Source organism: Nocardioides candidus, assembly GCF_041321175.1.
Lineage (GTDB): Bacteria > Actinomycetota > Actinomycetes > Propionibacteriales > Nocardioidaceae > Nocardioides.
This window is the reverse complement of the sequence record NZ_JBGGWC010000003.1, coordinates 113,900-138,015: the sequence shown is the minus strand read 5'-3', so window position 1 is coordinate 138,015 and position 24,116 is coordinate 113,900. Positions and strand designations below refer to the sequence as shown.

Annotated in this window: 29 protein-coding genes; 26 read left to right on the top strand and 3 right to left on the bottom strand. The window is 70.8% G+C overall.

The features are described from left to right. The first annotated feature begins 35 nt into the window (after positions 1 to 35). The 6 genes from ACAX67_RS14975 to ACAX67_RS14950 all read left to right on the top strand — a co-directional run bounded on the left by ACAX67_RS14975 (position 36) and on the right by ACAX67_RS14950 (position 5,619). Positions 36 to 530, top strand: coding sequence for a hypothetical protein (locus ACAX67_RS14975; RefSeq protein WP_370704672.1), 495 nt, complete (start codon positions 36 to 38; stop codon positions 528 to 530). A 10-nt stretch (positions 531 to 540) separates the two neighbouring features. Then, positions 541 to 1,245: a hypothetical protein gene (locus tag ACAX67_RS14970; RefSeq protein WP_370704671.1), complete on the top strand. Its 705-nt coding sequence runs from the start codon at positions 541 to 543 to the stop codon at positions 1,243 to 1,245. A gap of 90 nt (positions 1,246 to 1,335) precedes the next feature. After that, complete coding sequence (gene thrS, locus ACAX67_RS14965; protein WP_370704670.1) at positions 1,336 to 3,324, top strand: threonine--tRNA ligase; 1,989 nt, start codon at positions 1,336 to 1,338, stop codon at positions 3,322 to 3,324. A gap of 11 nt (positions 3,325 to 3,335) precedes the next feature. Further along, positions 3,336 to 4,319: a glycoside hydrolase family 25 domain-containing protein gene (locus ACAX67_RS14960; RefSeq protein ID WP_370704669.1), complete on the top strand. Its 984-nt coding sequence runs from the start codon at positions 3,336 to 3,338 to the stop codon at positions 4,317 to 4,319. A gap of 53 nt (positions 4,320 to 4,372) precedes the next feature. Then, complete coding sequence (locus ACAX67_RS14955) at positions 4,373 to 5,092, top strand: TetR/AcrR family transcriptional regulator (protein WP_370704668.1); 720 nt, start codon at positions 4,373 to 4,375, stop codon at positions 5,090 to 5,092. Beyond that, complete coding sequence (locus ACAX67_RS14950) at positions 5,092 to 5,619, top strand: HIT family protein (RefSeq protein WP_370704667.1); 528 nt, start codon at positions 5,092 to 5,094, stop codon at positions 5,617 to 5,619. Before ACAX67_RS14955 ends, ACAX67_RS14950 begins: the two co-directional genes overlap by 1 nt. Positions 5,620 to 5,629: 10 nt before the next feature. On the opposite strand, the gene ACAX67_RS14945 is transcribed toward ACAX67_RS14950, so the two are convergent. Together ACAX67_RS14945 and ACAX67_RS14940 are read right to left on the bottom strand one after the other, a co-directional pair. Next, entirely contained in the window at positions 5,630 to 6,424 is a 795-nt protein-coding gene (locus tag ACAX67_RS14945; protein ID WP_370704666.1) for a maleylpyruvate isomerase family mycothiol-dependent enzyme, read from the bottom strand. A gap of 27 nt (positions 6,425 to 6,451) precedes the next feature. Continuing rightward, on the bottom strand, positions 6,452 to 7,009 hold the full coding sequence (locus tag ACAX67_RS14940) for a TetR/AcrR family transcriptional regulator (protein WP_370704665.1): 558 nt from the start codon (positions 7,007 to 7,009) through the stop codon (positions 6,452 to 6,454). 116 nt (positions 7,010 to 7,125) lie between these two features. Between ACAX67_RS14940 and pgsA the strand changes: the two genes are divergently transcribed. Continuing rightward, a complete protein-coding gene (gene pgsA, locus ACAX67_RS14935; RefSeq protein WP_370704664.1) occupies positions 7,126 to 7,797 on the top strand; it encodes a phosphatidylinositol phosphate synthase in 672 nt (223 codons plus the stop codon). A 10-nt stretch (positions 7,798 to 7,807) separates the two neighbouring features. Then, the gene (gene pdxS, locus ACAX67_RS14930) at positions 7,808 to 8,701 is read left to right on the top strand and encodes a pyridoxal 5'-phosphate synthase lyase subunit PdxS (protein ID WP_370704663.1); all 894 of its coding nucleotides are present in this window, start codon (positions 7,808 to 7,810) and stop codon (positions 8,699 to 8,701) included. A 3-nt stretch (positions 8,702 to 8,704) separates the two neighbouring features. Here the strand turns inward: pdxS and ACAX67_RS14925 are convergent, their stop codons facing one another. Further along, positions 8,705 to 9,508 carry a hypothetical protein gene (locus ACAX67_RS14925; protein WP_370704662.1) on the bottom strand — a complete coding sequence of 268 codons (804 nt, stop codon included), beginning with the start codon at positions 9,506 to 9,508 and terminating at the stop codon, positions 8,705 to 8,707. Between the two features lie 202 nt (positions 9,509 to 9,710). On the opposite strand from ACAX67_RS14925, the gene ACAX67_RS14920 reads away from it, so the two are divergent. From ACAX67_RS14920 to secF, 18 genes are all read left to right on the top strand, one after another. Then, positions 9,711 to 10,253 carry an alternate-type signal peptide domain-containing protein gene (locus tag ACAX67_RS14920; protein WP_370704661.1) on the top strand — a complete coding sequence of 181 codons (543 nt, stop codon included), beginning with the start codon at positions 9,711 to 9,713 and terminating at the stop codon, positions 10,251 to 10,253. Between the two features lie 25 nt (positions 10,254 to 10,278). Beyond that, positions 10,279 to 10,857, top strand: coding sequence for a signal peptidase I (locus ACAX67_RS14915; protein WP_370704660.1), 579 nt, complete (start codon positions 10,279 to 10,281; stop codon positions 10,855 to 10,857). After that, positions 10,857 to 11,522 (top strand): LPXTG cell wall anchor domain-containing protein, encoded by a 666-nt coding sequence (locus tag ACAX67_RS14910; RefSeq protein WP_370705090.1) that lies wholly within the window; start codon positions 10,857 to 10,859, stop codon positions 11,520 to 11,522. The genes ACAX67_RS14915 and ACAX67_RS14910 overlap by 1 nt, the downstream gene beginning before the upstream one ends. After that, complete coding sequence (locus ACAX67_RS14905) at positions 11,503 to 12,159, top strand: SipW-dependent-type signal peptide-containing protein (RefSeq protein ID WP_370704659.1); 657 nt, start codon at positions 11,503 to 11,505, stop codon at positions 12,157 to 12,159. The genes ACAX67_RS14910 and ACAX67_RS14905 overlap by 20 nt, the downstream gene beginning before the upstream one ends. Beyond that, the gene (locus ACAX67_RS14900) at positions 12,156 to 13,091 is read left to right on the top strand and encodes a signal peptidase I (RefSeq protein ID WP_370704658.1); all 936 of its coding nucleotides are present in this window, start codon (positions 12,156 to 12,158) and stop codon (positions 13,089 to 13,091) included. Before ACAX67_RS14905 ends, ACAX67_RS14900 begins: the two co-directional genes overlap by 4 nt. A gap of 171 nt (positions 13,092 to 13,262) precedes the next feature. After that, positions 13,263 to 13,799 (top strand): alternate-type signal peptide domain-containing protein, encoded by a 537-nt coding sequence (locus ACAX67_RS14895; RefSeq protein WP_370704657.1) that lies wholly within the window; start codon positions 13,263 to 13,265, stop codon positions 13,797 to 13,799. An 8-nt stretch (positions 13,800 to 13,807) separates the two neighbouring features. Further along, complete coding sequence (locus ACAX67_RS14890) at positions 13,808 to 14,389, top strand: signal peptidase I (protein ID WP_370704656.1); 582 nt, start codon at positions 13,808 to 13,810, stop codon at positions 14,387 to 14,389. Between the two features lie 15 nt (positions 14,390 to 14,404). Then, a complete protein-coding gene (locus tag ACAX67_RS14885; RefSeq protein ID WP_370704655.1) occupies positions 14,405 to 15,037 on the top strand; it encodes an LPXTG cell wall anchor domain-containing protein in 633 nt (210 codons plus the stop codon). Next, positions 15,030 to 15,623: a hypothetical protein gene (locus tag ACAX67_RS14880; protein WP_370704654.1), complete on the top strand. Its 594-nt coding sequence runs from the start codon at positions 15,030 to 15,032 to the stop codon at positions 15,621 to 15,623. Before ACAX67_RS14885 ends, ACAX67_RS14880 begins: the two co-directional genes overlap by 8 nt. Beyond that, positions 15,620 to 16,924 carry a signal peptidase I gene (locus tag ACAX67_RS14875; RefSeq protein WP_370704653.1) on the top strand — a complete coding sequence of 435 codons (1,305 nt, stop codon included), beginning with the start codon at positions 15,620 to 15,622 and terminating at the stop codon, positions 16,922 to 16,924. The genes ACAX67_RS14880 and ACAX67_RS14875 overlap by 4 nt, the downstream gene beginning before the upstream one ends. A gap of 29 nt (positions 16,925 to 16,953) precedes the next feature. Beyond that, entirely contained in the window at positions 16,954 to 17,526 is a 573-nt protein-coding gene (gene pdxT / locus ACAX67_RS14870) for a pyridoxal 5'-phosphate synthase glutaminase subunit PdxT (RefSeq protein WP_370704652.1), read from the top strand. Positions 17,527 to 17,570: 44 nt separating this feature from the next. Next, complete coding sequence (locus ACAX67_RS14865) at positions 17,571 to 18,338, top strand: YebC/PmpR family DNA-binding transcriptional regulator (protein WP_370704651.1); 768 nt, start codon at positions 17,571 to 17,573, stop codon at positions 18,336 to 18,338. Positions 18,339 to 18,432: 94 nt separating this feature from the next. Then, positions 18,433 to 18,945, top strand: coding sequence for a crossover junction endodeoxyribonuclease RuvC (ruvC, locus tag ACAX67_RS14860; protein ID WP_370705089.1), 513 nt, complete (start codon positions 18,433 to 18,435; stop codon positions 18,943 to 18,945). Further along, positions 18,942 to 19,538, top strand: coding sequence for a Holliday junction branch migration protein RuvA (gene ruvA, locus ACAX67_RS14855; RefSeq protein WP_370704650.1), 597 nt, complete (start codon positions 18,942 to 18,944; stop codon positions 19,536 to 19,538). The genes ruvC and ruvA overlap by 4 nt, the downstream gene beginning before the upstream one ends. A 6-nt stretch (positions 19,539 to 19,544) precedes the next feature. Further along, entirely contained in the window at positions 19,545 to 20,624 is a 1,080-nt protein-coding gene (gene ruvB / locus ACAX67_RS14850; protein WP_370704649.1) for a Holliday junction branch migration DNA helicase RuvB, read from the top strand. A gap of 147 nt (positions 20,625 to 20,771) precedes the next feature. Next, positions 20,772 to 21,116 carry a preprotein translocase subunit YajC gene (yajC, locus tag ACAX67_RS14845; RefSeq protein WP_370704648.1) on the top strand — a complete coding sequence of 115 codons (345 nt, stop codon included), beginning with the start codon at positions 20,772 to 20,774 and terminating at the stop codon, positions 21,114 to 21,116. Between the two features lies 1 nt (position 21,117). Further along, positions 21,118 to 22,872 (top strand): protein translocase subunit SecD, encoded by a 1,755-nt coding sequence (gene secD / locus ACAX67_RS14840; RefSeq protein ID WP_370704647.1) that lies wholly within the window; start codon positions 21,118 to 21,120, stop codon positions 22,870 to 22,872. After that, complete coding sequence (gene secF, locus ACAX67_RS14835; protein ID WP_370704646.1) at positions 22,872 to 24,113, top strand: protein translocase subunit SecF; 1,242 nt, start codon at positions 22,872 to 22,874, stop codon at positions 24,111 to 24,113. Before secD ends, secF begins: the two co-directional genes overlap by 1 nt. Positions 24,114 to 24,116: the final 3 nt, after the last annotated feature.

Sequence of the window (24,116 nt, the reverse complement as noted above, 5' to 3'; positions counted from 1 at the left end):
GTAGCATCCTCGGAGCCCCCGACCGAGGAGCTCCCGTGGACCATCTCGCCGACCAGTCGTCCGTCGAGGCCGAGCGCCGCTTCCCCCGCAGGTTCCTGCTGGCCGTGCCGGGCGCGGGCGCCGCTGCCGCGGTCGGCGCCGCCGCGCCCGCCGGCGGGAACCCCGCCGAGCGCATGCGCGTCCAGCCCAACGGCAAGGTCGGCATCGGCGTCAACGACCCGCTCGCGCCACTCGACGTCAAGGGCGTGCCCACGGGTGGGGGCGTCGTCCGAGCAGTCAGCACGAGCGCCGCCCAGGCGGGCGCCTTCCGCGGGGTGGCGAGCTCGGGGAGCGGCTTCGGCGGCTGGTTCACCGGCCGGGGCGGTGGCCTGTGGGCGGAGGGGGTCGGCGCCGACGGACAGGGGCTCTACGCCACCGGCGACTACGGGGTGCGCACGGTCGCGACCAAGGTGGGCGTCATGAGCACCGGCCCCACCGGCGTGATCGCGGTCGGCCGCGTTCGCCACAACGGGACCGCGATCGACGGGTAGCGTCCTCGCCATGCGTCGCACCATCTCAGGGATAGCCCTCGCCGCTGTCGCGGCCCTCCTGCCCGTCTCCGCCGCCGTCGGCCCCGCCGATGCGCTGACCAACCCCGACATCAAGGGTCAGCTGGTGGACGCGACCACCGGCACTGCGGTGGCCAACACGGTGGTCAAGCTGCACCAAGGTGCGCCCACGGGCACCGTGGTCGACACCGCGAGCACCGACAGCACGGGCCACTTCGCGGTCACGCCCGGCGTTGCCGACGCGCCGTACTGGGTCGAGGTCGTCCGCAACGCCAAGGTCCAGGGAGGTTTCGTGCGGGACGAGGCGGACCCGGGCGTCGACAGCTGGGTCGAGTTCGACGCGTCGGGCGGCACGTCCGTGGCGCCGAGCACCGACCTCGGCCGCGTCCTCGACGACCCCTCGTTCATCAGCGGCAAGGCCGTCAACGCGGCCAACGGCGCCGAGCTCCGCGGGATCATCGTGACGACCCGCGAGGTGGGTGCGCTCGCGACCGTCGTCGGGACGGACACGACCGACGCCAACGGCTTCTTCCGGATCCCGATCTTCGGCGAGGACTTCGGCCTGCGGCTCAACGGTCACGCCCGCGGGTTCGAGACCGGCTGGCGCGGCTGCGCCGGCGGGGTCACCGCGACCTGGGGCGCGGCCTGCCAGTCGCCGATCGGCAAGATCGGCAAGGTCCGGATGGACCACCTCTGAGGAGGCCCGCCGGCGCCGTCGTCGCTCGCGGACTCCGCGGCGGCGAGAACTGACGCGCGAGGGCGGGGGAGCGGTCGATACGATCGGTCCATGTCTGAGCTCAAGGTCGCCGTACTGTCCGCCGACGCGCGTCAGGACCTGACCGTGACGACGGGCACCAAGGCCTGGGAGCTCTTCAAGGACACCCCCGACGTGGTCGCCGCCCGCGTGGGCGACGCACTGAAGGACCTCTCCTACGAGCTCGTCGACGGCGACGAGGTCGAGGGCGTCGCGATCGACAGCCCCGACGGCCACGACATCCTGCGCCACTCGACCGCCCACGTGCTCGCCCAGGCGGTGCAGGACCTCTTCCCCGACGCGAAGCTCGGCATCGGTCCGCCGATCAAGGACGGCTTCTACTACGACTTCGACGTCGAGACCCCGTTCACCCCGGACGACCTCGCCAAGCTCGAGACCCGGATGCGCAAGATCATTAAGGACAACCAGCGCTTCGCGCGCCGGGTGACCGACGACGACGCAGCGCGCGCCGAGCTGGCCGACGAGCCCTACAAGCTCGAGCTGATCGGGCTCAAGGGGAGCGGCAACGCCGACGACGCCGCCGAGGGGGCGTCCGCCGAGGTCGGCGCCGGTGAGCTCACCATCTACGACAACATCGACCGCAACGGCGAGGTCGCCTGGAAGGACCTCTGTCGCGGCCCCCACCTGCCCACCACGAAGCGGATCCCGGCCTTCAAGCTGATGCGTTCCGCGGCGGCGTACTGGCGCGGCGACGAGAAGAACAAGCAGCTGCAGCGCGTCTACGGCACCGCCTGGGAGACCAAGGAGGCGCTCGAGGACTACCTCCACCGGCTCGAGGAGGCCGAGAAGCGCGACCACCGCAAGCTCGGTCGCGAGCTCGACCTCTTCAGCTTCCCCGACGAGATCGGCTCCGGCCTCGCGGTCTTCCACCCCAAGGGCGGCGTGATCAAGCGCGAGATGGAGGACTACGTCCGCCGGCGGCACATCGAGGAGGGCTTCCAGTACGTCGGCACCCCTCACATCACCAAGGACCAGCTCTTCTACACCTCGGGGCACCTCCCGTACTACGCGGACACCATGTTCCCGCCCATGGAGTTCGAGGGCTCGAACTACATGATCAAGCCGATGAACTGCCCGATGCACAACCTCATCTACCGGTCGCGCGGGCGGTCCTACCGTGAGCTGCCGCTGCGGCTCTTCGAGTTCGGGTCGGTCTATCGCTACGAGAAGTCCGGCGTGGTGCACGGTCTGACCCGCGTGCGCGGCATGACCCAGGACGACTCGCACTCCTACGTCACCCCGGAGCAGGCGCCGGGAGAGATCAAGCACCTGCTCGACTTCGTGCTCGGCCTGCTGCGCGACTTCGGGATCGACGACTTCTACCTGGAGCTGTCGACCCGCGACGACTCCAAACCCGACAAGTTCGTCGGGTCCGACGAGGACTGGGCCGTCGCGACCCAGGTCCTGGAGGACGTCGCGGTCGAGTCCGGGCTCGACCTCGTCGCCGACCCCGGCGGTGCTGCGTTCTACGGGCCGAAGATCTCGGTCCAGGCGCGCGACGCGATCGGTCGCACCTGGCAGATGTCGACCATCCAGTACGACTTCAACCAACCCAAGGGCTTCGGCCTCGAGTACGTCGCACCCGACGGCTCCAAGCAGCAGCCGGTGATGATCCACTCGGCGAAGTTCGGCTCGCTCGAGCGGTTCTTCGGCGTCCTGGTGGAGCACTACGCCGGTGCCTTCCCCCCGTGGCTGGCGCCGGTCCAGGTCGAGGCGATCCCGGTCGCCGACACGTTCAGCGACCACCTCCACGACGTCGCCCGGCAGATGCGCGCACGCGGCATCCGCGTCGAGGTCGACGACTCGGACGACCGCATGCAGAAGAAGATCCGCAACGCGCAGCTGCAGAAGGTGCCGTTCATGCTGATCGCGGGCGCCGAGGACGTCGAGAAGGGCGCGGTGTCCTTCCGCTACCGCGACGGCCGGCAGGACAACGGCGTGCCGGTCGCCGAGGCCATCGAGCGGGTCGCAGCGGCGATCGCCTCCCGAGAGCAGGTCTGACGGGCAGCGCCGTGCGCCGCGTGGCATCGGTGTCCGCGCTCGTCGTCCTGCTGAGCCTCACCGCCTGCAGCGCCCAGGACGACGGGGATCCGAAGGCTGCGCCGTCGTCGGGGCAGACCAAGGGGGCCGACCCGGGCAAGCCCGACAAGCACGACGACTCCGACGGCGGCACCGAGGGCGACGCCGGCGACCCCGGCTCCGAGGCGAGCGGTCTCGCAGAGATGGCGGAGAAGCTCGCCAACCAGGAGGCCGGCACCATCCCGCCGCGCGACGAGCCGGTGGACGGGGCCGACATCAGCTGGCCGCAGTGCCCCGAGGGCCTGGGCATCCCGGAGCGCCGGACCAAGGGCCTGCCGATGCCGACCGACGACGCCGAGTTCGTGCTCGTCGGCCTGACGAACGGGCCCGGCTTCACGCCCAACCCCTGCCTCGACGACCAGGTGGCGTGGGTCGAGGACCGCGGCCTGATGGCGTCGGCGTACTCCGTGGTGAGCTATCCGGACGCCGCGACGCTCGACCAGTACGCCTGGGACGGCCCGTTCGACGGCAGCGGGCTCAAGGGCAAGCTGCGCAACGTCGGCTACCAGGAGGCCCGCTTCAACCTCGACTCGCTCATCGCTGCCGACCTGCAGACGCCGATCATCTGGATCGACGTGGAGCCGGTGCCGGACTTCGAGTGGAGCGGCGACCCGGCTGCCAACGCCGCCATCGTCGAGGGGGCCGCGCGCGCCTACACCGACGCCGGCTTCTCGATCGGGATCTACTCGACGCCCTACCTCTGGCAGAGCGTGGTCGGCGACTACACGCTCGGGGTCCCCGAGTGGCGCGCGGCCGGCCAGACCTCCCGCGACGAGGCGCTGCACCGCTGTGGCGACGACTGGTCGATCCAGGGCGGCACGGCGGTGCTCGGCCAGTGGGTGGCCGGCAGTCGCGACCTCAACGTCACCTGTCCTGACATCGCAGCCGACCTCGGTCGCTGGTTCCACCAGTACTGACCGCGACACCCCGTTACCCTTGGGGTGGGGACGGCCCGACAAGAGCGGAACGCATGGCGGACGAGCGGAACGACACCGGGGAGAGCGGTGACGGTCGAAGGCTGCGTTGGTTGGCGCACAACCAGGCGCGGCGCCGGGTGATCATCGATGCTGCCGTGCGCGTTCTCGAGCGTGCCGCGCCCGGTGACGACGTGCAGGTGCAGCTGATCGCGGAGGAGGCCGGACTGGCCCGCACCGTGCTCTACCGCCACTTCCACGACCGGGTCGATCTCGACCTGGCCGTCCAGAAGCGGATCTGCAAGGACCTCGGCGCGGTGCTGCTGCCTGCTCTGTCCTACGACGGCGAGCCGGTCGTGATCATCCGAAGGATCGTCGACGCGTTCGTGAGGTGGGCGACCGCGCACCCGACGCTGTTCTGGTTCATCGAGCTCGAGCTCCCCGGTCCCGGCCCGCACCCGCTCGCGGAGTCGATCGAACAGGTCGGCGAGCAGATCGAGACGATCATGAACTCGGTCGTCCAGTACTACGGCGTGGAGCTCAGCGCCGACGACCGCGCGGGCCTGGACCCGTGGGTCTTCGGCCTGATCGGCCAGGTCTTCTCGAGCGTCCGTCGCTGGTCGGGCCTCGACGTCGCGCCCGCCGCCGAGCACCTCGTGAGCATGCTGGCCCAGTCGATCTGGCTGCAGATCAACGGCATGGCGGCATCGCGCGGCATCGACGTCCCCGACGTGCCGCTCATCGAGCTGCTCTCCGTCATGGAGCAAGCCGACTGATGCGCGATCCCGACGGACTGGAGCGCCTCTGGACGCCCCACCGGATGGCGTACGTCCGGACCGCAGGCGACGAGGGGCTCAACGACCCCGACCTCCCCGCCTGTCCCTTCTGCCGGATCCGCCGCGACCCGGCCACGTCGCACGACGACCGGATGGTCGTACGACGGGGGGAGACGTCGTACGCCGTGCTCAACCTGTACCCCTACAACCCTGGCCACCTGATGGTGCTGCCCTACCGCCACGTGGCGGACTACACCGAGCTCGACGACACCGAGACCGCCGAGATCGCCGCCCTGACCAAGCAGGCGCTGACCGCGATCCGTGCCGTGTCCACGCCGCACGCGTTCAACGTCGGGATCAACCTCGGCCCGGCCGCCGGAGGGTCGTTGTCGGGGCACTTCCACCAGCACGTCGTGCCGCGATGGACCGGCGACGCGGGCTTCATCACCGTCATGAACGGCACCAAGACCCTGCCGCAGCTGCTCGACCAGACCCGCGACCTGCTCATCGACGCCTGGGGCTCCTAGCCGCACCGCGTCAGAACGGCACCTGGACGGACAGCAGGCCGGGGGCGTCGGCGCGTCCGGACAGAGCGCGGCAGAATTCGACGGCGTCCATCTCGATGCGCTCGCCGCCGGTGCCGTAGGACCAGTGGCCGCCGGCAGGGCCGGTCAGCCGGAGCTCGTACGGCGCACCGTGGCGCCGCGCCCACTCCGCCACCACGTCGGCGACGAGCACACCGTCGTGGTCGGCGGTGAGGACCGGGTCCGTCCTGGTCGCCGCGGCGATGTCCATCCGGTGCATCCAGGGATCACGGGTGAGGATGACGTCGCTGAGGAACCCGATGACCCACCGCTCGGGTGTCTGGTTGACGACCTGCTCGTGCGGGAAGGGCCGGCGCCGGATCAGGCCGGGGGTGAAGCGCCGCCCGCGCGCCGCGCGCGGTCCGACCTTCCGGGCGCCGTCGACCACGTCCTGCGGCGTCCAGCCGGCGCGCTCCCTGACCTGGAGGGCGGTCAGCGCGTCGACCGGCTCCATCCCCTCGGTGAGTGTGGCGGCCGCCTCGGTCTGCTGGCGCTTCATCTCCCACGGGGACGCCGCCATCGCGGCCATGCCGACCATGTGGCACCCGAGCTGACGCACGTCCCAGGCGGTGCAGGCGGTCGGCCGGCTCCAGTCGTCGGGGCCGAGTGCGGCCAGGGTGTCGGCCATCCGGCCGTACTCGTGGGCGGCGAGCCGCATCGCCACCCTGTGGGGGAGCTGGGGTCGGAAGAGCCCGTCGGTGGACTGGGGCCTCGACTGCGGGTCGGACTGCGGGTCAGTGGTGGACATCGTGTGCTCCGGTCGTGCTGGTCGGTCTCATTGAGGGAGGGGAGGAAGGCCGACGGCGTCGGCCCACATGTCGATGGCCCGGCCGAGGACCGCTGTCACGCGGGTGCCGCCGGGATCGTTGGCGAAGTGCTGGCTGATGAGTCCGCCCAGGAGGGCGATCCAGATGAGGAAGTCATCGTCGGAGACCGCACCCAGGGCCTTCACGTTGCGCTGTCCGCGCGCGAGCACCCGCTGCGACGGGGCGTAGGCCCCGACGCTCGGTTCGAAGCCGGGCACGACGCGCTCGTTCATGAGCTGGTAGCGGGGCTGGTCGGCGATCGCGTAGTCGTAGAAGTGCGCCGAGATCTCGTGGATCGCCGTTCGCGGGTGGGTGTCGACGGAGGCCTCGAGGTCGTGCAGCGTCGACTCGTAGTGGGCCCACGCCTCCTCGAACATGGCGTCGTAGATCGCCATCTTCGAGTCGAAGTGGGTGTAGAGCGACGGAGCCTGCATGCCGACACGGGTCGCGACGTCGCGCAGCGTGACCTGGGTCAGGCCGGACTCGCGCGCGATCGCCCAGGCGGCGTCGAGGATCTCGCGTCGCACGGCCGCGCGACGTTCGGCTTTCCGATCACGAATAGGAGTTCCTAACACAGTTAGGAGAATCTGCCCGACGCGGCTCGATGTCAAGGGTCGGGCGGAGATTGGCTACCGTTCGCGTCGTGCTGGACCGTTTCAAGGACTTCTGGCAGGGCGTCGTGCTGATGCCCTTCGTCAAGCTCTTCATCAAGCTCGGCATCAGCCCGGACACGGTGACGTTCGTCGGGACGCTGGGCGTCTGCGCCGGCGCGCTGGCCTTCTTCCCGCGCGGCGAGCTGCTGTGGGGCGTCCTGTTCATCACCGCGTTCGTCTTCAGCGACCTCATCGACGGCAAGATGGCGCGCACGCTCGGTCGCTCCTCGCGCTTCGGTGCGTTCTGGGACTCGACCCTCGACCGGATCGGTGACGGTGCGATCTTCGGCGGCCTTGCGCTCTACTTCGCCGGTGACCACTACGACGGCGACCACGGCTACCTCTACCTGTGCGTGAGCCTGTGGTGCCTGGTCATGGGCTCGGTGACCTCCTACGCGCGTGCCCGCGCCGAGTCGCTCGGGATGGACGCCAGGGGCGGCCTCGCCGAGCGTGCCGACCGGCTCGTGTCGATCCTCGTGATGACGGGTCTCAGCGACCTGCTCGACCTCCCGATCCTGATGTACGTGACGCTCTGGGCACTGGCCGCGGCGAGCGCCTACACGGTGGTCTTCCGGGTGCGGAAGGTCTACCTGCAGGCGGTCGCGCTCGACGCCCCCTCGGGGGCCGATCCCGATGCGGTGGAGAAGCCCGACGGCGCCTAGGATCGTGTCCATGAGCGAGCAGCACGAGATGGGCACGACGAGGGTCAAGCGGGGCATGGCGGAGATGCTCAAGGGTGGGGTGATCATGGATGTGGTCACCGCCGAGCAGGCCAAGATCGCCGAGGATGCCGGCGCGGTCGCGGTGATGGCGTTGGAGCGTGTCCCGGCCGACATCCGTGCCCAGGGCGGGGTCTCGCGGATGAGTGACCCCGACATGATCGACGGGATCATCGAGGCCGTCTCGATCCCGGTGATGGCCAAGGCCCGCATCGGTCACTTCGCCGAGGCCCAGGTGCTGCAGTCCCTGGGTGTGGACTACATCGACGAGTCCGAGGTCCTGACCCCGGCCGACTACGCCCACCACATCGACAAGTGGGCCTTCACCGTGCCGTTCGTGTGTGGTGCGACCAACCTGGGCGAGGCGCTGCGCCGGATCACCGAGGGTGCGGCGATGATCCGCTCCAAGGGCGAGGCCGGCACCGGTGACGTGTCCAACGCGGTGACCCACATGCGCACCATCCGCGGGGAGATCCGCCGCCTGGCCTCGCTGGGCGACGACGAGCTCTACGTCGCTGCCAAGGAGCTGCAGGCCCCCTACGACCTGGTCGTGGAGGTCGCCCGGGCCGGCAAGCTGCCGGTGGTGCTGTTCACCGCCGGTGGCATCGCCACCCCTGCCGATGCGGCGATGATGATGCAGCTCGGTGCCGAGGGCGTGTTCGTGGGCTCGGGCATCTTCAAGTCCGGCAACCCCGCCCAGCGCGCGGAGGCCATCGTGAAGGCCACCACCTTCTACGACGACCCCGACGTGGTTGCCAAGGTCTCCCGCGGCCTGGGCGAGGCCATGGTCGGCATCAACGTCGAGGACATCCCGCAGCCCCACCGCCTCGCCGAGCGCGGCTGGTAGCCCTCAGCTCCTGAGCTCGGGGCAGGTCAGCTCAGCGCGGTCCGCGGTGCCCAGCGCGTCGTAGTCGGCGACGAGCTGGAAGACCGTCCCGTCCGTGTCGAGGTAGACGCGGAAGTCGTACTGGTCCTGCGCCCACCACAGCTGGGGATCGCCGCCGTCGGAGACGGTGTACTCGCCGGACGGCTCTCCCATCGCGTCGACGATCTCGTCGCGGGTCTGCTCGAGGGAGAGGCCGCACCACGCGGCGACCCAGCGTGCGGGACCCGTCGTGGCCCCGTCGGTGGAGCCGCCGTCGGTGCGGTCCGTCGTCGAGAACACCCGCCAGTGCGCCCGGTGGTAGACCATCCGCACGGTCAGCGACCGCGTCGCCAGGTGCACCTCGAGCAGGGCGTCCTCGCCGGTCTGCTGGGTGACCGCGACGTCCTCGACGGTCGCGTCGAAGTCGGCGGCCTCCCACACGATCGCTTCGAAGCCGACGCACGGGTCGCCCAGCTCGGCCCGGTCGACGAGGATCGCGTCGTAGCGCAGCTGGATGGTGAAGTCGGGCGACTGGAGGTCGCAGGCGGCCGCCGCGTCGTGGCGGGCGAGCGCGCCGACCCAGGCCGTGTACGCCGACGCAGGATTGTCGCTGCGATCGATCTCGGCCGGCGCCGACCCCTCGGACGTGGGCGTCGCGGCCGACGTGGTCGAGGCGGTGAGCCGCCGCGGCCCGGCGTCGTCGCCACCGGCCCCGCACGCGGACGCGGGGAGAGCCAGCAGCAGTGCGGCCGCCGTACACGCGCCGCGGCGCGCCGCCGTCCACCCCATGCCCGCCCCTCCCGATCGGTCCGGGGAGTCTAGCCGCGCTCCCACCCGGGACATGGTCCCGGTGGGCTAGACAGAAATCTCGGGAAATGCCTCGAAACCGGACCGCAGGCCGTATCGTCCCTCTCGGATTCGGGGGGATCCGCCCCTCGGTCCATTTCTGGATCAGCCCGGCGGACGGGCTGCATGGATTCTGGGGGGAATCATGAAGAAGTCGACGAAGGGCGCCCTTGCTGCTGGCGCCGCTGCTTTCCTGCTGCTCGGTGGTGCCGGCACGCTGGCCTACTGGACCGACGACGCCGATGTCGACGGGGGCACGGTCTCCTCGGGATCGATCGAGCTGCAGAACGTCTCGTGCGCGACCAGCTGGACCTACAGCGACGGCTCGACCACGGGCATCACCACCGTGAGCACGATCGTGCCGGGCGACAAGATCGTGAAGGAGTGCACCGGCGACCTCGTCCTGGTGGGCGACCACATCGGCGCCACGGTCGGCATCTCGGACGCGTCGCTGACGTCGCTCAAGGGGCTCGAGGACGAGCTGACCGTCGGCGCGTCGCTGACCGCCCCGGCCGGTGGCTCGGTCACCGGCGCGGGCACCTACCCGGTGACGATCGACATCACGGTCGACTTCCCGTACGGCACCGTGAGTTCGCCGGACCCGACGACCGGGGCCGACAACGACTCGCAGGTCGACACGGCGACGCTCGACAAGATCACCCTGGTCGCCGTCCAGACGCACAAGTGATCGCGGCCGCCTGAGGCAGGCCGTCGTGGTCGCCTTCGCCTGGCGGGTGCTCGTCTGGCTGGTGCTGCTGTCCGCGGTGGTCGTCCTGGCCGCCGCGGTGGTCGTGCCGCGCCTGACGGGCGCGACGCCGTACACGGTCATGACGGGTTCGATGCGCCCGCACTACCCGCCGGGGACCCTGGTGGTGGTGAAGCCGGTGCCCGTCGAGGACGTCCGCACCGGCGATGTCATCACCTACCAGCTGCGGTCGGGGGAGCCCGCCGTGGTGACCCACCGGGTGGTCGAGGTGGGCGCCGACCTCGACGGTGACGTCTCGCTGACCACCCAGGGTGATGCGAACGACGTGCCCGATGCGGCGCCGGTGCGGCCCGTGCAGGTCAAGGGCCGGCTCTGGTACGCGCTGCCGTACCTCGGCTACGCCAACAACCTGGTGACCGGCCAGCAGCGCCAGAAGGGCGTGCTGCTGCTCTCGGGCGGGCTGGTGGCCTACGCGGCCTGGATGTTCGCCGGCGCGGCGGCCGGACGACGGCGCCGGTCCGCAGTGGGTGACGACCGGCACGAGGGCCGGACCGACGACCGGACCGAAGAGGAGTGCCTGACGTGATGTCCCGCGTCCTGCTCGGAGGAGCGATCGCGCTCGTCCTCGCGGCGACCGCGGCCCCGGCGTGCGCGGACGAAGAGGTCGGGGTGAGCAGCGACGGCCGGCACTGGCACGCCGACCTGCGCACGCCGCTCTTCGACCCCGCCTTCCGCTGGGTGCCGGGGGACCGTCAGGTGCGCAGCTTCTACGTCCGCAACCAGGGTCCCACCCGGGCGCGGATGTCGCTGGAGGTCCGTAGCCGCGACACCGGCCACCTGCTGCCGGACGACGACGTCGACCTGGCGGCACGGGCTGCCGGCGGGCCCTGGGTCGAGCTCGAGAACGGGCGGGCCGGCGGCATCGTCGTGCAGGACGCCCTCGATGCGGGATCCCGGGTCCGCGTCGAGGTGCGGGTGGCCTTCAACCCCGCGTCGACCAACCAGTCGGAGGTACGGCGGCTGCCGCTGACCTTCCGGGTGCTCCTGGCGCAGGACGGTCCCGGCGGTGACGGCCCCGGTAGCGGCCCCGGTGGCGATGGCGCCGTCACCGGGGTCCTGCCGAGCACCGGCAACGGAGTGCAGACGTGGTTCGTGTGGCTCGGCGCCGCGCTCGTGGGGGCTGGCCTCGCGCTCGTGGCGGCGGCCCGACGACGAGGAGAGGAGGCACGCGATGGGCAAGCACTCTGCTGACCGTCGGAGCGTGCTGCGCAGCTGGTTCGGCAAGGGGCGCACCCGCGCGGTGCTCACGCTCGGTGTCCTCGGTGCGCTGGGCGTGACGAGCACGTCGGCGTACTGGACCGACGACGCGGTCGTCCCGAGCGGACAGATCGCCTCCGGCTCGATGGACCTGCAGGTGTCCAACGACAACACGACCTGGGGAGCGGTGGGCCCCGGTACGGCCCACAGCGCCACCCACATCACGGTGGCCAACCTGACGCCGAGCGAGGCCTACGCGTTCCCGCTCTTCGTCCGCGACGTCGGTCAGGCCGACTTCACCTACACCGCGACCGTCACCCAAGGTGCGTCGCCGGCGTGGGGCTTCGTCGGGACGCCGATCACCGTGCAGGTCTACGCCGGGGCACCGAACACCACCGACACGACCTACCCGATCCAGCAGTCCTGCGGCGGCACGGCACTGACCGCGTCGGCGGTGACCGTCACCGCGTCGAGCTCATCGGTGATGACGGCCGCGCGTCGGATCGGCAAGGGTGCCTCCGACGCCCAGCTCTGCGTGCTGGTCTCGATGGTGTCGAGCGCGACGAACACCAACCAGGGCAAGCAGGGGCAGCTGCGGTTCGACCTGACCGCCACCCAGGTGACCTCGTGAGCCGCGTGCGGGGCGTCCTCCTGACGATCGGCGCGGTCGTCGGGTCGCTCTGCCTGGTCGTCGCGCTCGCCGGTCAGGTGCTCGGCGTGCGACCGCTCCTCTTCCGGTCCGGTTCGATGAGCCCCGACATCCCCGCCGGGGCCTTCGGCCTCGCGCGTCCCGTGCCGGCCGGCGACCTCGGGGTGGGCGACGTCGTGAGCGTCGTCGCCCATGACGGCACCCGCGTGACCCACCGTGTCGTCGGTGTCGCCGGCTCGGGCGCGACGCGCCGGCTGACGCTCCAGGGCGACACCAACCCGACGCCCGACGACGAGGTCTACGAGGTGACCCGTGCCGACCGGGTGTTCTGGTCGATGCCCTACGCCGGCTACGCCGTCGCGTTCATCGGCAGCCCGCTCGGGCTGTTCCTGCTCGGCGGCTTCGTGTTCGCGATGCTTGTCGTGATCCTCCGGCGCGACCGGCCCCGCGGCGGCAGGAGACGCGCCACGGCCCTCGTGGCAGCGCCCCTCGCCGTGGCTGTCGTGGCCGGAGCGACCACCGGTACGACGGCCGCCTACTCCGACACCGGCGCGGTGCCGAGCGGCACGCTCACCGCGCGGACGGTCGCGCGGCCCGATCCGACCGCCTGCGCCGTGACGGGCAATTCGCTCAGCGGCTTCACAGCGACGATCACCTGGCCGGTGCAGACCTCGCCGGCCACGATGACCTACACGGCGACGCTCCGGGAGGGCAACGCCCTCACCGTGACCGCGAGCGCCGGCACCGCGCAGACCAAGGTCACCAGCGGTCTGCTCGGCTCGCTGCTCGGCACGACGGTGCACGTCGACATCACGGCTGCACTGCCGGGGACCTCGTGGACGTCGGCGGTGCGCACCCGCGCCCTCGTCGTCGGTCTCGCCGGCCTGACCCTCACCTGCGGCTCCGACTCCTGATCGGAAGCGGGGCCGGTCGGCCGTGACGCACCGCGCTTAGTAGGACAAACGACCTGCATCTTCATTCATCTCTTGGTGGTCCCCACGGCTCCCTACCTTTCTCGAAGGTCGGGGCGCTCGCCCCGGGGGAAGTGGCCCTGATGGGGCCGGACCACAGATGGAGAAAATGCAATGAAGAAGTCCACGAAGGGCGCCCTCGCCGGCGGTGCCGCCGCCTTCCTGCTCCTCGGGGGCGTCGGCTCGCTGGCCTACTGGACCGACAACGCCGACGTCGACGGCACCACGGTCGAGTCCGGACACCTGACGGTCATCAACAACGACTGCGGCTCGGCTCCCTGGGAGCTCGACGGTGGCGACGACGTCGTCGCAGCCACGCGCATCGTCCCGGGTGACGACATCACCAAGACCTGCTCCTTCGAGATCGAGGGCGAGGGCGACCACTTCGCCACCGTGAACCTGGACATCGCGTCGACGAACTGGAACGCCAGCTCGGCCACCGCTCTGGTGAGCGCCCTCGGAACGGTCCAGGCTTCCTACGAGGACTCCAACGGCGACCCGGTCGTCGACAACCAGAACGTGCCTGTCGGCGAGGTGATCACGGCGAACTTCACGATGACGTTCGACTCCGCCACCACCGGCGACACCGCGGAGAACGAGGTCGCGACGCTCGACGACATCGCGATCACCGTCACCCAGAACCACAACTAGCAGTCATCATGGGCGGCTCGGCGCGGGCGATCGCGTCGTGGAGCGGCCGGGTCATCGCCTGGTTCGTCATCCTCGGCGCGGTCGCGGTCCTGGCAGCTGCGGTCGTCGTGCCGCGGCTGGGCGGAGCCACGCCGTACACCGTGCTCACCAGCTCCATGGAGCCCGGCTTCCCGCCGGGCACGCTCGTGGTGGTCCGTCCGGTGCCGATCGAGGAGATCAGCACCGGCGACGTGATCACCTACCAGCTCGAGTCGGGCGACCCGACGGTCGTGACCCACCGTGTGGTGGGGCTGAGCACGACCCTCGGGGGAGAGCAGTCGTTGGTCACCCAGGGCGACTCCAACGACATCCCTGACGCCGCACCGGTCCAGCCGGTCCAGGTCAAGGGGAGGCTCTGGTACTCGGTGCCCTACCTGGGTCGCATCAGCAACGTGATCAACGGGGACCAGCGCCAGGTCGGGGTGTACGTCGTCGTGGGCGCCCTGCTCGGATACGCCGCCTTCATGTTCGGCGGCTCGGTCCGGGAGCGGCGCCGCCGGCGGCCGTCCGGCACCGAGGTCCCCGCCGAGCACCACACCACCAGCGTCTGAGAGGAGGAGCCCTTCATGTACCGCGTCCTGTGCTCGGTCCTGCTCGCGGCGGTCGTGCTGACGACCGGCGCCGGTGCGGCGCGCGCCGACGACGAGGTCGGGCTCAGCCTCGACGGCCACCAGTGGTCGGCCTCCCTGTCCCGGCCGCTCTTCGACCCGGCCTTCCGCTGGGTCCCGGGTGACACCGAGACCAGGTCGTTGTGGGTGCGCAACCAGGGCCCGACGGCGGCCTCGATGGAGGTCGGCATGCGCACGCTCGACCCGGACGCCCTGGTGCAGAACGAGGACCTGCGCATCGACGCCCGCGTCCACCACGGGAGCTGGCTCCCGTTGACCGCGGACGGCACGGCGCAGACCCTCCTGGACCGCGGGCTCGAGAAGGGTGCCCGGGTGCGGATCGACCTTCGGGTCGCCTTCGACCCGGCGTCCACCAACGTGACGCAGGTCCGCACCCTGCCGCTGAAGTTCGTGGTCCGGCTGACCCAGTCCGCACCGCGGGGCGACGGCGGCCCTCACGGCACGGACGGCGACCTGCCCGACACGGGCAGCACCGTCCAGCCCTGGCAGCTCTGGCTGGCCGGTGGCCTCATCGGGTGCGGGATCGCACTCGTCGTACGACGTAGGAAAGAGGAAGAGACAGATGGCTAGCCACGCACGGATCCGCCGCGGCCGCACCGGACGGGCCCGCGCCTTCATGGCGATGGGTGTCGTCGTCGGACTCGGGGCGATCACCACGACCGCGCTCTGGACCGACAGCGCCTCCGTCGCGGGGACCACCATCTCCACGGGCACCCTCGACCTCAAGGTCGACGGCCAGGACTCGGTGACCGGCTACACCTCGCTCAACATCACCAACATGGTGCCCGGCGGGTCCGTGGCTGCCGTGCTGATGATCGCGAACGCGGGCAACGTGCCGTTCACCTACGTGGCGTCGTCCGCCGCGACCAACACCCCGGTCGCGAAGGACCTGGCGGCCGCGCTGCAGGTGAAGGTGACCGGAGCGACGTCGGTCACCGGGGCGGCCACGCCGACGGCCACCTGTGGCGGGACGACCCTCGCCGGAACGGGCACGGCACTCAACACCGGCCTGGTCACCACCGCACGCCCGTTGGCCGCGGGCACCAACGAGAAGATCTGCGTCCAGGTCACCCTTCCGTCCACCGCGGCAAACGCGCTCCAGGGCGCGAGCACCTCGGTCACCCTGCAGTTCGACGCCACCCAGGTCGCTCCGTGACCCGACCCGCTCTCGGCCGTCTCCGCGGCGCCGCGCTGACCATCGGCGCCGTGCTCGGAGTGCTCTGCGCCCTCTCGGTCGTCGCGGGCCTGGTGCTCGGCATCCGACCCCTGGTCGTCCAGACCGGCTCGATGTCACCGACGATCGACGCCGGCGCGCTGGCGTGGGGCAGGCACGTCTCTGCGGACGACCTCGCCGTCGGCGACGTCGTGATGGTCCCGAAGGGCGACGGCGACCGGGTCACGCACCGGATCGTCGCCATCAAGGAGACCAACACCGGCACGTTCGTGCAGCTCAAGGGCGACGCCAACCCGGCGGTCGACGCGCAGCTCTACCCGGTCGGCGACGACGTCTACCGGGTCTTCGCCGACGTGCCCTACGGCGGCCGCGTGGTCGCCTGGTTCTCCGGGCCCATCGGTCTCTTTCTGCTCGGCATGTACGCGATGGGGATGCTCTTCGTCGCGCTCCGCCCGCGACGCGACGACGGAGACTCTCCGTCCGACGGCGACGACCCGTCTCAGGGGGCCGGCGACGGACGGAGGGGCAAGCGGGCCGCACGGCGGTTGGCCGCGACCTCGGTCGCTGCCTTCGGTGTCCTCGTCTCCACGGTGGCACCCAGCTGGGCGACCTGGAACGACACCGTCTCCTTGCTGGGCACGTCGCTGAGCACCGGCTCGCTGACGACGCCCACCCTCACCTGCGTGCGCGACAACGCCTCCCAGGTGACGATCACCTGGACCGCCGCGACCTCGCCGGCCGCGCACGACTACACCGCTGCCGTGGTGCAGAACAGTCAGGCGCTGCCCGTCCTCACCTCGGGTGCACAGCGCAGTGTCGTCGTCACCCCGGCGCTCCTGGCAGGCACCCTCGGCACGACCGTCACGGTGCGGGTCACCGGCAGCCTCCCCGGCACCAGCTGGGTCGCGGCCGACGCGACGCAGCTGGTGACGACGGCGTCCGGCGGCAGCAACATCGACTGCGGCTCGACGGCCTCGGCCGGCGGCCCGCCGGTCACCTGCTCGGTGGTCGGGAGCAATGGAGACTGGAAGATCAAGCTCGACTGGACGTCGAGCTCCAATCCGACGACCGGCTTCGTCGTGCGATCCACGGGCGCCGTCCCGGGGACCCCGGCGACCCTCGGGCCGACCCTCAGGACCTGGACCTCGACCGGCTTCGAGAGCCGCACGGGACAGATCTGGGTGGTGGCCGTGAACGGCGCGGTCGAGACCGAGTCGAGCCGGATCAGCTACAGCTTCGGGAACGGCCAGGGCAACGGCAACAAGCTCTGCCCGTCGCCGTGACCCGGGCGGGCCTGCCGTAACCTCGGCGCGTGCCTTCGATCGGAGTCTTCGCGCTGCAGGGCGACGTCCGCGAGCACGTGCAGACGCTCACGGCGCTCGGTGCGGACGCGTTCACCGTACGGCGGCCCGAGGAGCTCGCGCGCTGCGACGCCCTCGTGCTGCCGGGCGGTGAGTCGACGACGATGGCGAAGCTCGCGCGGACCTTCGAGCTGCTCGACCCGTTGCGCGAGCGGGTGCGCGCCGGCATGCCGACCTTCGGCACCTGCGCAGGGATGATCCTGCTCGCCGACCGGATCCTCGACGGCGCGGTCGGGCAGGAGACCATCGGCGGGCTCGACGTGACGGTGCGGCGCAACGCGTTCGGTCGCCAGGTCGACTCCTTCGAGTCCGACCTCGAGGTGAAGGGTCTGGACGCCTCCGTCCACGCCGTCTTCATCCGGGCCCCCTGGGTCGAGCAGGTCGGCCCGGAGGTCGAGGTCCTCGCGGAGGCGGAGGGTCACCCCGTCGCCGTACGCCAGGGGCACCTGCTGGCCACGTCGTTCCACCCCGAGGTCGACGGCGACGGCCGCATCCACCGACTCTTCCTGGCGCAGGTCTCGTAGGTAGAGTTGCCCGCCGGTAGCAGACGGGACGGGAAGTAGGGGACATGTCGGGGCACTCCAAGTGGGCGACCACCAAGCACAAGAAGGCCGCGATCGACGCCAAGCGCGGCAAGCTCTTCGCGAAGCTGATCAAGAACATCGAGATCGCGGCGAAGATGGGCGGTCCCGACCCGGCCGGCAACCCGACCCTCTACGACGCCATCCAGAAGGCGAAGAAGCAGTCGGTCCCCAACAAGAACATCGACTCGGCGGTGAAGCGCGGCGGTGGCCTCGAGGGCAGCGCCGTCGACTACGAGACGATCATGTACGAGGTCTACGGGCCGCAGGGGGTCGCGCTCCTCGTCGAGTGCCTCACCGACAACAGGAACCGCGCCGCGATGGAGGTCCGCACCGCCGTCACCCGCAACGGCGGCACCATGGCCGACCCGGGCTCGGTCTCGCGCCTGTTCAACCGCAAGGGCGTCGTGGTGGTCCCGAAGTCGCAGGAGGGGCGTGAGGTCTCCGAGGACGACGTGCTCGAGGCCACCCTCGACGCCGGTGCCGAGGACGTCGCCGACCTCGACGACACCTTCGAGGTGCAGTCCGAGGCCACCGACGTGGTCGCGGTGCGCACGGCGCTGCAGGCCGCGGGCATCGACTACGACTCCGCCGAGGTCCAGTTCGTCGCCTCGATGGACATCCCCGTCGCCGACCCCGACGCCGCAGGCAAGGTCTTCCGCCTGATCGACGCCGTCGACGACCTCGACGACGTGCAGAACGTCTACTCCAACGCCGACGTGCCCGACGAGGTCATGGAGCAGGTCGACGCGTAGCGACCGGCGTGTCGAGACCCGGTGACGTGTGCGCCGACCGTAACTTGGACACCGAACAGGTGTTCGAGACGGAAGGGCTGGGCCGATGCGTGTCCTGGGGATCGATCCCGGACTGACCCGTTGCGGGATGGGCGTGGTCGAGGGTGACGTCGGCCGGCCGCTGCGCCTGGTCGACGTCAACGTGATCCGTACGTCGTCGCACCTCCCGGTCCCCGAGCGGCTGGTGTCGATCGAGAAGGGCATCGAGGCGTGGCTCGACGAGCACCGCCCCGACGCGGTCGCGGTCGAACGGGTCTTCGCCAGGTCCGACGTCAGCACCGTGATGGGCACCGCCCAGGCCAGCGGCATCGCGATGGTGTGCGCCGCCCGCCGCGGGCTGCCGATCGCGCTGCACACGCCGAGCGAGGTCAAGGCAGCGGTGTCCGGCAACGGCCGTGCCGACAAGGCCCAGGTCGGCGCCATGGTGACCCGCATCCTGCGGCTCGACGCGATGCCGAAGCCGGCCGACGCCGCCGACGCGCTCGCGCTCGCGATCACCCACATCTGGCGCGGAGGGGCGCAGGCCCGGATCGACGCGGCCGTGGCCGCGGCAGGAGGGAAGCGATGATCGCCCACGTGCGAGGCCGGGTCGCGGCCGTGACGTTGTCGAGCGCGGTGCTGGAGGTCGGGGGAGTAGGGCTCGAGCTCATGTGCACGCCTGGCACCCTCGCCGGGCTGCGCACCGGTCACGAGGCGACGCTGCCGACCAGCCTGGTCGTGCGCGAGGACTCGCTGACTCTCTTCGGGTTCGCCGACGACGACGAGAAGAGCGTCTTCGAGCTGGTGCAGACCGCCTCGGGAGTCGGGCCGAAGCTCGCCCAGGCGATGCTCGCCGTGCTCTCGCCCGACGGCATCCGCTCCGCCATCGCCGTCGACGACGTCAAGACGCTCACCAAGGTGCCCGGCATCGGGCAGAAGGGGGCGCAGCGGATCATCCTCGAGCTGAAGGACCGGATCGGCGCACCCGTCGGCCGGATCTCCCCGACCGCCGCAGCGGCGGTCGCGCCGTGGCGCGACCAGGTCACCCAGGGACTGGTGGGCCTCGGCTACAACGCCAAGGACGCCGACAAGGCGGTCGACGCGGTCGCCGAGGAGGCGGGGGAGTCGCCCGACGTCGGTTCGCTGCTCCGCGCCGCCCTGCGCACGCTGTCGAAGGCCTGATCCACGATGGGCTTCCACGAGGACGAGCTCGACGTGGCGGAGGAGGCGCACCTGCGCTCCATCACCGCACTCGAGGCCGAGGGCGACGAGCGAGCGGTCGAGGCCGCACTGCGACCGCGCAGCCTCGACGAGGTGGTCGGCCAGACCCGGGTGCGTGACCAGCTCGGTCTCGTCCTCGAGGCCGCGCGCCGACGGGGCCGGGCGCCCGACCACGTCCTGCTCTCCGGTCCACCGGGGCTGGGCAAGACGACGCTGGCCATGATCATCGCCCACGAGATGCAGGCTCCGCTGCGGCTCACCAGCGGTCCGGCCATCACCCACGCGGGCGACCTGGCCGCGATCCTGTCCGGCCTCAACGAGGGCGACGTCCTCTTCGTCGACGAGATCCACCGGATGTCGCGGCCCGCTGAGGAGATGCTCTACATGGCGATGGAGGACTTCCGGGTCGACGTGGTCATCGGCAAGGGACCCGGCGCCACGGCGATCCCGCTCGAGATCCCGCCCTTCACCCTCGTCGGCGCCACCACCCGCGCCGGCCTGCTGCCGGGCCCGCTGCGTGACAGGTTCGGGTTCACCGCTCACCTGGAGTTCTACGAGCCGGCCGACCTCGACCGCATCGTGCACCGCTCCGCGGGCCTGCTCGACGTGGCGCTGACCCCGGAGGGCTCTGCGCAGATCGCCTCGCGGTCGCGCGGCACGCCCCGCATCGCCAACCGGCTGCTGCGCCGGGTGCGCGACTTCGCCCAGGTCCGGGCCGACGGGGTCGTCACCCAGCCCGTGGCCGAGGCCGCGCTGGAGCTCTACGAGGTCGACCGGCTCGGCCTCGACCGGCTCGACCGAGCCGTCATCGACGCGCTCTGCCGCCGCTTCGGCGGCGGGCCGGTCGGGGTGTCGACCCTCGCCGTCGCCGTGGGGGAGGAGCGCGAGACCGTCGAGGAGGTCGCTGAGCCGTTCCTGGTGCGCACCGGGTTCCTCGCTCGCACCCCGCGGGGCCGGATCGCGACCCCCGCCGCGTGGGACCACCTTGGTCTCACCCCGCCGCCGGCGCCCGCCGAGCCGGTCGATCCGACCTTGTTCGAGGACTGACCGGGCGACACCGGCCCGACGTCCGACGGCGATGTGGGCTACGCAACACGCGCGGCTACACTTGCCCGTCGGCCCGCCCCGGGCTCCGTGCGCGTGCCCGGAACAGGGCGCGCGCCTCGTCCTGCTCGCACCTCGGAAGGCTGTTTGATGGAATTGGGTCCGCTGCTGACCATCGCCGCGATCGCGGTGATCTTCTGGCTGCTGATCATCCGCCCGGCCCAACGACGCCAGCGCGAGATCAGCCAGGTGCAGTCCTCCATCGAGGTCGGTGACACCGTGGTGCTGACCTCCGGGATCTTCGGCACCGTCACCGGCACCGACGACGCCACCCTCATGGTGGAGATCGCGACCGGGGTGAGCATCAAGGTCGCTCGCGGAGCCGTGGGGTCGGTGATCCGCGACGACGAGGACGAGACGGCCGACGAGGTCGACACGACCGAGCAGACCGGGGTCGAAGCCCCCCTGAGCACCGACGACAACGAGGAGCGCTGACGTGGCGGCCCGTCGCTACCGGCCCGGCCGGACCCTGATCATCTTCTTCCTCGGCATCGCCGTGATGTACGGCCTGGTCGCCGTGACCGGCACCTGGAAGCCGGCGCTGGGCCTCGACCTGCAGGGCGGGCTGCGGATCACGCTCACCGCCACCGGCAACCCGAGCGAGCAGAACCTCGAGGAGGCCCGCCGGATCATCGACCAGCGCGTCAACGGCGCCGGCACGTCCGAGGCTGAGGTGACCACCCAGTCCGGCAAGTACATCGTCGTCGAGATCCCGGGCTCCGCGGGCAACCGCCGGGAGCTCGAGGCCCTCGTCCAGCGCACGGCCCAGCTCCGCTTCCGCCTGGTCGCGTGCGCCGAGGGCGCCCAGGATCCCTGCGCCACGGGCGGCGGCGGCCTGAGCCGTCCGCCGCTGTCGCTCGAGAAGCCGAAGAAGCCGAAGAAGACCGACCAGCCGTCCGACACCGCGTCGCCGACGGACACGGCCAGCCCGACCGACACGGCGACCGACACGACCTCGCCCACGGACACGCCGACCGACGGTGGCGACGCCTCGAGCCCCAACAGCGGCAACTCGGCCAAGGACGCGCTGGCCTGGATCCAGGCGCCCGACCAGCAGTCGATCGCGCTCTTCAACCAGCTCCAGTGCAACGCCGACGGCGCCGTCGTCACCACGAACAAGAAGGGCGTCACCGTCCCGGCTCCGCAGCCGGACGAGCCCGACCAGCCGCTCGTGGCCTGCGAGGTGCGCGACGGCTCCGTGACGAAGTACCTGCTCTCCCGATCGGTCATCGAGGGCACCGAGCTCTCCGACGCGGGAGCGCAGATCCCGTCGGGCGAGGTGAAGTGGGTCGTCACCCTCGACATCGGCAACGACAAGAACAAGGCCTACCCGAAGGGCTCCACCGGCGGGGAGGACGACTTCGAGACGATCTCGCGCGCACTGGTCGACAGCGGCGGGCAGTTCGCGATCGTCCTCGACGGCCAGGTGCTGTCGGCGCCCGTGATGCAGGCGGTGATCTCCGACGGCAACTCGCAGATCAGCGGCGACTTCACCGAGGAGACGGCGAACAACCTCGCCACCAGCCTGAAGTACGGCGCCCTCCCGCTGGCGTTCGAGAAGGACGTCACGACCGAGGAGGTGGGTCCCTCCCTTGCCGGTGACCAGCTCTCGGCCGGTCTGACCGCGGGCGGCATCGGGCTCATCCTCGTGATGCTCTACTGCCTCTTCTACTACCGCGGCCTCGGGCTCGTGGTCGTCGGCTCGCTGTTCGTGGCGGCCAGCATCACCTACGCCGCCGTACTGCTGCTGAGCGAGGCCGCAGGCTTCACGCTGACGCTGCCGGGCATCGCCGGCCTGATCATCGCAATCGGCATCACCGCCGACTCCTTCGTCATCTACTTCGAACGAATAAGGGACGAGATGCGCGAGGGCAAGTCGATGCGCGTCGCGGTGGAGACGGGCTGGGCCCGCGCCCGGGTCACCCGGATGGCGGCCAACACCGTGTCGATCCTGTCCGCGCTCGTGCTCTACATCTTCGCGACCGGCGCGGTGAAGGGCTTCGGTTTCGCCCTCGGTCTCTCGACGCTGGTCGACCTCGCCGTGCTGTTCTGGTTCACCAAGCCCCTGGTGTCGTGGACCGCGCAGTTCAAGGCATTCAACTCCGGTCACAAGCTGTCGGGCCTCAGCCCCGAGACGCTGGGCATGGACAAGCCGAAGCCGAAGGTCCGCACGGCTGGAGGGAACGCCTGATGGGCAAGATGTCGCGGCTCGGCAACGAGCTCTACAACGGTCACAAGTCGATCGACTTCGTCGGCAGGCGCTGGCTCTGGTACGGCGTGACCGCCGTCCTGGTCGGTCTCGCGATCACGTTCGTCATCGTCAAGCCGCTCAACTTCGGCGTGGAGTTCAAGGGCGGCACGGAGCTGAAGGTCGCGGTCCACGACACCGTGAGCCAGTCCGACGCCGACGACCTGCGGACCGCGATCGCCGATGCGAACATCAGCCACGCGGAGAACCCGTCGGTGACGACCGCGGGCAGCGACTCGCTCGTGGTCACGACCGAGTCCCTGTCGGGCGACGCCGAGGACCAGACCCGGGCGATCATCGGCGAGCAGTACCCCGACATCGACCTGGTCAAGGACGTCTCGGTGCAGGACGTCGGCCCGAGCTGGGGCCGCGAGGTGGCCAAGCGCGCGCTGATCGGCGTCGGGGTGTTCCTCGTGCTGGTCGTGCTCTTCATCTGGGCCTACTTCCGCGAGTGGAAGATGTCGGTGGCGGCGCTGGTGGCCCTGTTCCACGACGTGGCGCTGACGATCGGCATCTACGCCCTGTCGGGCTTCCAGGTGACGCCGGCGGCGGTGACCGGTCTGCTCGCGATCCTCGGCTTCTCGCTCTACGACACAGTGGTGGTCTTCGACAAGATCAAGGAGAACACCACCAAGCTGCGCAAGGCGTCCCAGTCCTACTCCGACGCCGCCAACCTGGCCGTCAACCAGACCCTGGTCCGGTCGATCAACACCAGCATCGTGGCGCTGATCCCGATCGGCGCGATCCTGTGGGTGAGCGCGAGCCAGCTGGGTGCCAGCTCGCTGCAGGACCTGGCGCTGGCGCAGTTCGTCGGCATGGGCGCGGGCGTCTACTCCTCGGTGATGCTCGCCCCGCGGGTCGTCGTCCACCTGAAGTCGCGCGAGTCCTCCGTGCTGGAGCAGGAGAAGCGGGCCAAGGCGCGGCAGCGGGCCATGGCGGACCGCTACGCGTCGGTGCCGGCCTTCACCGACAACATGCCGGTCACCGACGAGCCGCGCGACGACCGGCCGAGCCGACCCGAGCGAGGGACGGCCGAAGACGCCGGCAACGTGGCCCAGTCGTCGGACGACGCGATGGGCAAGGGGCGGATCGCACCGACCCAGACCCGGCCGATCTCCCAGAGCAGCAGCTCCGGCAGGCAGCAGCCGAGCCGGCAGGCGCGGTCCAAGCGCGGGAAGAAGTAGGCA

Excerpts from the sequence above, each read along its gene's own strand:
- ACAX67_RS14910 (WP_370705090.1), top strand. The coding sequence starts at position 10,857 with ATGTCCCGCGTCCTGCTCGGAGGAGCGATCGCGCTCGTCCTCGCGGCG.
- ACAX67_RS14950 (WP_370704667.1), top strand. The coding sequence starts at position 5,092 with ATGCGCGATCCCGACGGACTGGAGCGCCTCTGGACGCCCCACCGGATG.
- ACAX67_RS14905 (WP_370704659.1), top strand. The coding sequence starts at position 11,503 with ATGGGCAAGCACTCTGCTGACCGTCGGAGCGTGCTGCGCAGCTGGTTC.
- ACAX67_RS14970 (WP_370704671.1), top strand. The coding sequence starts at position 541 with ATGCGTCGCACCATCTCAGGGATAGCCCTCGCCGCTGTCGCGGCCCTC.
- ACAX67_RS14890 (WP_370704656.1), top strand. The coding sequence starts at position 13,808 with ATGGGCGGCTCGGCGCGGGCGATCGCGTCGTGGAGCGGCCGGGTCATC.
- ACAX67_RS14955 (WP_370704668.1), top strand. The coding sequence starts at position 4,373 with ATGGCGGACGAGCGGAACGACACCGGGGAGAGCGGTGACGGTCGAAGG.
- ACAX67_RS14945 (WP_370704666.1), bottom strand. The coding sequence starts at position 6,424 with ATGTCCACCACTGACCCGCAGTCCGACCCGCAGTCGAGGCCCCAGTCC.
- ACAX67_RS14880 (WP_370704654.1), top strand. The coding sequence starts at position 15,030 with ATGGCTAGCCACGCACGGATCCGCCGCGGCCGCACCGGACGGGCCCGC.
- ACAX67_RS14925 (WP_370704662.1), bottom strand. The coding sequence starts at position 9,508 with ATGGGGTGGACGGCGGCGCGCCGCGGCGCGTGTACGGCGGCCGCACTG.
- thrS (WP_370704670.1), top strand. The coding sequence starts at position 1,336 with ATGTCTGAGCTCAAGGTCGCCGTACTGTCCGCCGACGCGCGTCAGGAC.
- ACAX67_RS14920 (WP_370704661.1), top strand. The coding sequence starts at position 9,711 with ATGAAGAAGTCGACGAAGGGCGCCCTTGCTGCTGGCGCCGCTGCTTTC.
- ACAX67_RS14865 (WP_370704651.1), top strand. The coding sequence starts at position 17,571 with ATGTCGGGGCACTCCAAGTGGGCGACCACCAAGCACAAGAAGGCCGCG.
- pdxS (WP_370704663.1), top strand. The coding sequence starts at position 7,808 with ATGAGCGAGCAGCACGAGATGGGCACGACGAGGGTCAAGCGGGGCATG.
- ACAX67_RS14895 (WP_370704657.1), top strand. The coding sequence starts at position 13,263 with ATGAAGAAGTCCACGAAGGGCGCCCTCGCCGGCGGTGCCGCCGCCTTC.
- yajC (WP_370704648.1), top strand. The coding sequence starts at position 20,772 with ATGGAATTGGGTCCGCTGCTGACCATCGCCGCGATCGCGGTGATCTTC.
- secF (WP_370704646.1), top strand. The coding sequence starts at position 22,872 with ATGGGCAAGATGTCGCGGCTCGGCAACGAGCTCTACAACGGTCACAAG.
- ruvB (WP_370704649.1), top strand. The coding sequence starts at position 19,545 with ATGGGCTTCCACGAGGACGAGCTCGACGTGGCGGAGGAGGCGCACCTG.
- ACAX67_RS14885 (WP_370704655.1), top strand. The coding sequence starts at position 14,405 with ATGTACCGCGTCCTGTGCTCGGTCCTGCTCGCGGCGGTCGTGCTGACG.
- ruvA (WP_370704650.1), top strand. The coding sequence starts at position 18,942 with ATGATCGCCCACGTGCGAGGCCGGGTCGCGGCCGTGACGTTGTCGAGC.